This window comes from Burkholderia sp. HI2714 (assembly GCF_002223085.1).
In the GTDB taxonomy this organism is placed as follows: Bacteria; Pseudomonadota; Gammaproteobacteria; order Burkholderiales; family Burkholderiaceae; genus Burkholderia; species Burkholderia lata_D.
In genome coordinates this window covers 1-2,666 of record NZ_NKFM01000115.1, presented here as the reverse complement: position 1 = coordinate 2,666, position 2,666 = coordinate 1, and the positions used below count along the sequence as shown (strand labels likewise).

Sequence of the window (2,666 nt, the reverse complement as noted above, 5' to 3'; positions counted from 1 at the left end):
AGGAAGAGGGTGTGTCGGCGCAACGGGTGGTCAAGCCCGGGCAGGTGGCGCGGGTCGAGCAGGATGAGGCGGAGTCGGGCCAGCGGAGCACGGATCGCTACGCGAAGCGGGTGATCGTGCAGCAGGGCGATGATGAGGTGACGACGCAGGCGGCCCGGAACCTGGCGGCCAAGCATGGTGAGAACACGGCGGTGGTGAAGGCTGGGCCGGGGGGCGAACTGGAGGGGTTGGACAAGCTTGCCCCAACGGGTGGGAAGGTGAAGGTGCAGGTGGTGGGTCACGGGGATGAGGAAGGCGGGACGCTGGGCGACGCGAATGCGCGCAAGCTGGCGCAGCAGATCGAGCAGGTGAAGAGTCGGCTGGGCGAGGAAGCGGAGGTGTCGAAGGTGACGCTGGTGGGGTGCCGTACGGCGTGTGGGACGGAGGATCAGCCGAGCCTGACGCGACAGGTGCAGGCGGAGCTGGCCAAGCAGGGCACCGAGGTGGGCGAGGTGAAGGGGCGTGACACCTATGTGAAGGTCGACGCAGAGGGGCACAAGATCGACACCGATGACAACAATCCGGACAGTTTGTCGAAGCTTGGGAAGCTTTGGGATCAGTTCAAGGGGAAATTCAAGAAGGCGACGCCTCAAACCGATTCGATTCAACCGATGGACGTTGAATTGGCTAAATATATAGAGAAAAAGAAAAATGAAGAAGGTAACTTGGATCGCGAAGACATCGATGCATTGGTGCGGGCAACTGAAACCGTTCGTTCCGTTCGCGGCATGTTAAGGCGCGGAAATGTGAGTGCCGATATTGACGAGACAAATGCGAGGTCATATTTAAAAGTGGCAATTGGTCGAGAAATTATGTCGGGTAATAATATGTTGCCGAATAATATTCAGAATGAATTGAATTCAATCGATCCGATTGTAAAGCGGTCCGCGGTAGCAAAATACATGGGCGCAGGGAATTGTGGGGAAAATGCTGATTGCGCGTTTATGGAGCATGCGACGCGGATTCGTAAAGGGGAGCGTTTATTTCGAATTTCCGATCGTAATATTGACCACGGGTATGTGGTATTGGTTAATAAAAATAAAAGTAAAATTTTGATAGATCCGTGGCATGATGGGCCTGCCATATTCCTCAAAGATTCCGTTTTGGCAGAAAATAAGCGTGTACCCGTTCTCGATCCGTTGACATATGAAAACAGATTGAAATATATTAATCAGGATGTGAAACTTAAGAACATGGTCATGGGGGGGGAGGTGTATTTTAAAAGGGCGGTTGAGGCGGCGACTGAGAGGGTGGGTAATGACAAGAAAATTGGTGAAATAGTATCTGCGTATAAAAATAGTAGGGTATATCCGCCTGATACATATAGTTCGTCTTCGGCGATCAATTTTAGACGATTTGGCCGCGTAAATAGAGTAACTCCGCAGTGAGCGGAAAGTGAAAATTGTTCAGTTTTCGGAGGGGTTGAAGGGCAATGCTAAGCAGTCGATCAAAATTCGCCAGAGAAAATATCAGAACAACATCTTCGAGCAGGCTCACCGCGCCATCAAGCGCCTAGCCCGGTCGATGATGTGCCTCAAGAATTTTTACTGTGCCAGCATTTTGCTCGGCGACATTGAAGTCATGCATATGATCGCCAAATGGCAAATGCGGGGCGATCGCAGGAAACTGACGCCAGCTGAGCAGTTCTATTCGTTAATTGCATAGCCCATCCTACTCATCTGCGCACCCTGACCACTGAGCGCCTTGTTGCGACAGAATCGTCTGGACGCTGCTTAAATATCGAGCTTAAAGCATATTGTTATGATTTTGGATGCGCACACGTGTAATTGAGCAGAAGTTTTTTAATAAAAGAGGTTGAAATGAAATTCCTATCAGTTGCTGCATCGATGATGGCGATGTCTTTCTTGGCAGTGGGTTGTACATCAACGTTGAATCGCGACGAAGAAGTAGCCTTGAACCAGGCAGCCGGTATTGAAGTGACGCAAGCAGATATGGGAGTGAAAGTGAAGCTTCCAGAGGCTGCGCTGTTCGATTTTGGAAAATGGAGTTTGCGAGACAACGCGATTGGCGTGATCGATCGCTCTGCAGTGCTGCTAAAGCGAAGCGATAAGTCAGTTCAGGTGAATGGCTATACGGATAACGTCGGATTGCGCGACTACAACGAAAAACTCTCTCTGGATCGTGCGAATGTGGTTGCAAAGGCACTGATTCAGCGCGGCATCGCGTCCGAACGGGTGAGCGTTGTCGGGCACGCTTGGGACTCGCCAGTTGCGAGCAATGATACGCCTGAGGGGCGGGTGTACAACCGACGAACAGAAGTCGTCGTGATTGGTGAATCAATGGATGCGTTAATGGGTAAGAGTCGCTAGGGTCTGTTTACATTCGATGAAGTGTGTTTACATCTTGCTTTTTGCACGAGCGGGCCAAGATGATCCGAACGTTATTGAGCGACGAGGTATGGGCACGAATCGAATCTGAGCTTCCCCCGGTTTTTCGCGCACCAAGGGCGAGTCGTTATGCTGCCAGATTTTGCTCGTCCGTAAGCGTCCCGCGAACCCGCACTTATGGATGTGAAGGAAACGAGGTACATGTAGCGTCTTCAGCTTGCTGGAGACGCGATGGACTGGGTTTTGCACATCGAAGCGGCGCAACGGGAAGGCAAGACG

At 51.6% G+C, this 2,666-nt stretch carries 2 protein-coding genes and 1 pseudogene; all 3 read left to right on the top strand.

Annotated features, from left to right (window positions below):
- The coding region (locus CFB82_RS41180) for a C80 family cysteine peptidase (protein WP_256990781.1) at positions 1–1,427 on the top strand (1,427 nt) is incomplete at its 5' end.
- 28 nt (positions 1,428–1,455) lie between these two features.
- Positions 1,456–1,704 (top strand): annotated as a pseudogene (locus CFB82_RS41175) (DDE-type integrase/transposase/recombinase); the annotation flags it as partial.
- 155 nt (positions 1,705–1,859) lie between these two features.
- Positions 1,860–2,369 (top strand): OmpA family protein, encoded by a 510-nt coding sequence (locus tag CFB82_RS41170; protein ID WP_089487920.1) that lies wholly within the window; start codon positions 1,860–1,862, stop codon positions 2,367–2,369.
- The last annotated feature ends 297 nt before the right edge of the window (positions 2,370–2,666 follow it).

Bases quoted from the DNA above. Each gene is read 5' to 3' on its own strand.
- CFB82_RS41170 (WP_089487920.1), top strand. From the start codon at position 1,860: ATGAAATTCCTATCAGTTGCTGCATCGATGATGGCGATGTCTTTCTTG.